The organism is Acinetobacter sp. YH16052 (genome assembly GCF_013417155.1).
Taxonomy (GTDB): domain Bacteria; phylum Pseudomonadota; class Gammaproteobacteria; order Pseudomonadales; family Moraxellaceae; genus Acinetobacter.
Window position 1 is genome coordinate 1 of the sequence record NZ_VPEO01000068.1, and the last position, 4,272, is coordinate 4,272.

Here is a 4,272-nt window from a genome sequence, read left to right on the forward strand (position 1 = left end):
TTTACCCCAAGGCTGGTAATGGCCGGCGACCTTATCCGCTGGAAACCATGCTACGCATTCACTGCATGCAGCATTGGTACAACCTGAGCGATGGCGCGATCGAAGATGCTCTGTACGAAATCGCCTCCATGCGTCTGTTTGCCCGGTTACATGAAAGCCAGCATCCGGGCCAAGGTGGAGCACCCATTTCGCATCATCAAGCGACAGTTCGGCTTCGTGAAAGCCAGATACAAGGGGTTGCTGAAAAACGATAACCAACTGGCGATGTTATTCACGCTGGCCAACCTGTTTCGGGCGGACCAAATGATACGTCAGTGGGAGAGATCTCACTAAAAACTGGGAATAACGCCTTAAATGGCGAAGAAACGGTCTAAATAGGCTGATTCAAGGCATTTACGGGAGAAAAAAATCGGCTCAAACATGAAGAAATGAAATGACTGAGTCAACCGAGAAGAATTTCCCCGCTTATTCGCACCTTCCCTAATAGCGCGGCTGCGATTCTACTTTTTTCACCTGAACCTGAAGAGGCGTTTGTGGCTCCGCAGTGTGGGCATGACTTTGCTGTTTCGTGTATTTCCTTGCCGCATCCTCGGCAGTAAACCATTGAACTCATTTTTTATCCTCGAGCTTATTTTTAGTTGGGATGCATAATATCCGATGTTTTATAACGATATGCATCCTATATGCTCGGGTGGGATAGATTTCCATTATGGTGAAGGATCTTCTTGAGATCCTTTCTGTAGCGTCGTAATCTCTTGCTCAGTAAACGAAAAAACCGCCCAGCAAGGCGGTTTTTCGAAGGTTCTCAGAGCTGCAACTCTTTGAACCGTGGTAACTGGCTTATGAGGAGCGCAGTAACCAAATCTGTTCTTTCAGTTTAGCCTTAACAGGCGCATAACTTCAAGACTAACTCCTCTAAATCAGTTACCAGTGGCTGCTGCCAGTGGCGCTTTGTCGTGTCTTTCCGGCTTGGACTCAAGTCGATAGTTACCGGAGAAGACGCAGCGGTCGGACTGAACGGGGGGTTCGTGCATACAGTCCAGCTTGGAGCGAACTGCCTACCCGGAACTGAGTGTCAGGCGTGGAATGAGATAAACGCGGCCATAACAGCGGAATGACACCGGTAAACCGAAAGGCAGGAACAGGAGAGCGCACGAGGGAGCCACCAGGGGGAAACGCCTGGTATCTTTAAGTCCTGTCGGGTTTCGCCACCACTGATTTGAGCGTCAGATTCTGTGATGCTTGTCAGGGGGGCGGAGCCTATGGAAAACCGGCAACGCCGCGGCCTTTTCTTTTGCCTCTCGATCCTCTCTCATTGCCTGTGCCTTAATGTCTCCGTTCCCTCCGCTCGCCGCAGCCGAACGACCGAGCGTAGCGAGTCAGTGAGCGAGGAAGCGGAATATCCCCGGACTTATCTTCGGCACCGTACGCGCCAGTGCTGCATTTTTTAATACGATGCAGGATAGGGCTAACGCCGCAAAGTGACGTCACCTGACGTTCCTGGATTACAAAGGTTAAAGCAGCGGACAGGAAATGTTTTGTGCCCACAGCTATGCTGGCTTATTCACAAAACAGCGGGACAAGATGTGTTTTTGGAGTACCGCCGGCCCGCTAAAGACTCCTGGTTAGCTCCCGCATGTTTGCTATCTTTTTGCTACCATTTTGCTACTTTTTTGCTATCTCCAGAGTCTTCTGGTCTTTCGGTTGCTATCCTTTTGCTACTTTTTTGCTATCAAAATGCTACCTCTCCCTTCTTGCAATAAATGACCAAGGCACGTTAGCGATGTATACATCGCCGCGCCGCAAGGGTGCCCCTTCCGAATCCCGTTCATCACTGCGTGCTGATTCATCCACGTTAAATCCGACCCCCTTAGCAATAAATCCAGCCATGCCTGACGGCCTGGCCAACGCCTCACGGCCGCACAGTAAACTGCACACCCGTGAGGCGTTATTCGTGAGGTTCAGTGGTGCTTTTGGGCGTCCAGCCGGATTTTAGCCGCTAAAATCCCGGCCATGCATGTGTGTGCATAGCCATGCAGACGCGCCAGAATCATCAGGCGCGTTTTTTCACGATATAGGCACAGGGAAGTGTCGGAAACAGGCAGGAAGACCCAGAAACGCCCTGAGAGCCTCTCAGGCGGTGCACGCAACGGATGTTATGGTAAATCTGCCTCACAGACTGGTACAAAAAAAGCCCCGCAGGGCTTTTTTGCTATGAGTTAGCCATATTTTCTTGCGAATTTTTCATCGGAATCGCATAGATAAATAATAAACTCAATAAACGCGATGATCGCGGGTATGAATGTCCAGCAAAAAATTAGATACAGGAATCCCTGTCCTATTTTACCTAAGTAAAATTTATGTACGCCAAATCCACCAAGGAAGAATGCTAAGAAAGATGATGGCGGTGGAGGTCAATTTTGAGCAGGGTGCGATTGGCCCGATGCACAATCACCCGCATGAACAGCTTACCTATGTGCTCTCCGGGGAGTTCGAGTTTACGATAGGTGAAGAAAAGCAGATCGTGACGGCGGGCGATACGCTCTATAAAGCGCCGCACGTGATGCACGGCTGCATTTGCCTGAAGCCCGGCACCCTTCTGGATACCTTTACGCCGGTGCGCGACGATTTCCTGAAATAAAAAAAGGCGCTGAATCAGCGCCTTTTTAATATCGTCGTTACTCTGTTGCTGGCGTTACGGCCGTTATCGGCTCTGGCAACGGATTACGCGAGAGCATTGCCTCACGCAGCAGCACGCTGCCGCAGGCAAACAGGCCGCCCAGAATCCCTGCCAGCAGCACAATCAGGGCTTTGCCCGGACCGTCTTTTTTCACCGGCAGTGACGGTGAAAGCTGATACCTGAAGGGTTCAAGCTTCACGTCTTCCACGGACAGTTTTTGCAACTGAGTCAGATAGTATTCACGGTTCTGGAAATCCGCATTCAGCTCGGCCACGTCCTTCAGATTCTTTTCAATCTGCAGCTTTTGCGCAATACCGTCAGCACCCAGCGCCACGGAGTAGTCAGGATCGTCTTTTACCGCCTGTCCGTTGCTGTAAACCGGCTTCTTAATGCCTGCCGCGTTCGCCACTTCCAGCGAATAGTTGAGGCGCTGCAGGTTGGTGTTGTGGATATTGGTCAGACGCACGCGATCCAGCTCCAGCTGCTGCTGAACGACTTTCGTTTTCAGCGTGATCTGGTTACGGATATTTTCCATCGTCTCCTGCTCAACAATGCGGGAGATATAGTTGATGTAACCTTCCAGAACCGTCTGCGCGTCTCCCGCCGTCGGGGCGGTAAAGCTCAGCGTCCATGAGGTATACGGCGCTTTGTCTGCGTCTTTAACCTGCGTGTTATCTGTCGCTTTCATTTTCTCAGCAATATTCACCACCGCGCGATGCAGCTCCAGCGGGTCTACCTCGGTGCCTTCCAGCTGAGACATCACGTACGGGGAGGTTTTCATGTACTCTTCGAGCAGCGACTGCGACTGAAACTTTTTGATGAACAGGTTAAACACGTCTCCACGGCTCACCTTCGCGTCGACGTCCAGCACCTGCAGCGTCACCATCATCTGGCGCAGCGTGTTCCACTGCGTCTGCTCGGCCGGCGTGATCACGGCTTTACTGGTCCATTTTTGCGGGATTAAAAACGCAATGGCCAACCCTACTACGGCGAACGCCAGGACGATCGTCACAATACGTTTTTTGGCTGCCAGAAGTACGTCTAACAACCCCAGGAGATCTATCTCTTTGGTGCTTACCGCCGGAGTGGCATAACGGGGAAAATCGAGGTCCGTGTTTTTCTTGAAATCCATCGCTGACATAACCGTTCTTCTTTTTGGAGCGCAGTAAATTTCTGCCTGATTGGTTGCAGTGGTCGGATGATACAAGAAAGTAAGAATAATCTGAACGCCAGATTGATCTATCTGTAGACCGACTATCAGATTTAGGGAAGGTGCGAACAAGTCCCTGATATGAGATCATGTTTGTCATCTGGAGCCATGGAACAGGGTTCATCATGAGTCATCAACTTACCTTCGCCGACAGTGAATTCAGCAGTAAGCGCCGTCAGACCAGAAAAGAGATTTTCTTGTCCCGCATGGAGCAGATTCTGCCATGGCAAAACATGGTGGAAGTCATCGAGCCGTTTTACCCCAAGGCTGGTAATGGCCGGCGACCTTATCCGCTGGAAACCATGCTACGCATTCACTGCATGCAGCATTGGTACAACCTGAGCGATGGCGCGATCGAAGATGCTCTGTACGAAATCGCCTC

At 50.9% G+C, this 4,272-nt stretch carries 4 protein-coding genes and 2 pseudogenes; 3 read left to right on the forward strand and 3 right to left on the reverse strand.

Annotated elements, in window-relative coordinates:
• Positions 1-333: pseudogene (locus FTV42_RS15695) on the forward strand (transposase); the annotation flags it as partial.
• A 587-nt stretch (positions 334-920) separates the two neighbouring features.
• On the opposite strand, the gene FTV42_RS15700 reads toward FTV42_RS15695, so the two are convergent.
• The gene (locus FTV42_RS15700; RefSeq protein WP_071778980.1) at positions 921-1,034 is read right to left on the reverse strand and encodes a replication initiation protein; all 114 of its coding nucleotides are present in this window, start codon (positions 1,032-1,034) and stop codon (positions 921-923) included.
• A 1,185-nt stretch (positions 1,035-2,219) separates the two neighbouring features.
• Positions 2,220-2,402, reverse strand: a pseudogene (locus FTV42_RS15705) (TM2 domain-containing protein); the annotation flags it as partial.
• On the opposite strand from FTV42_RS15705, the gene FTV42_RS15710 reads away from it, so the two are divergent.
• Positions 2,402-2,641 carry a cupin domain-containing protein gene (locus tag FTV42_RS15710; protein WP_218945200.1) on the forward strand — a complete coding sequence of 80 codons (240 nt, stop codon included), beginning with the start codon at positions 2,402-2,404 and terminating at the stop codon, positions 2,639-2,641. The pseudogene FTV42_RS15705 and the gene FTV42_RS15710 sit on opposite strands and share 1 nt — an antisense overlap.
• A 37-nt stretch (positions 2,642-2,678) precedes the next feature.
• Here FTV42_RS15710 and wzz(fepE) read toward each other — a convergent pair whose 3' ends face one another.
• Positions 2,679-3,821 (reverse strand): LPS O-antigen length regulator Wzz(fepE), encoded by a 1,143-nt coding sequence (gene wzz(fepE) / locus FTV42_RS15715; RefSeq protein WP_021544858.1) that lies wholly within the window; start codon positions 3,819-3,821, stop codon positions 2,679-2,681.
• A 194-nt stretch (positions 3,822-4,015) separates the two neighbouring features.
• Between wzz(fepE) and FTV42_RS15720 the strand changes: the two genes are divergently transcribed.
• Positions 4,016-4,272 (forward strand): transposase (locus FTV42_RS15720; protein ID WP_218947010.1); only part of this gene is annotated, 257 nt, incomplete at its 3' end.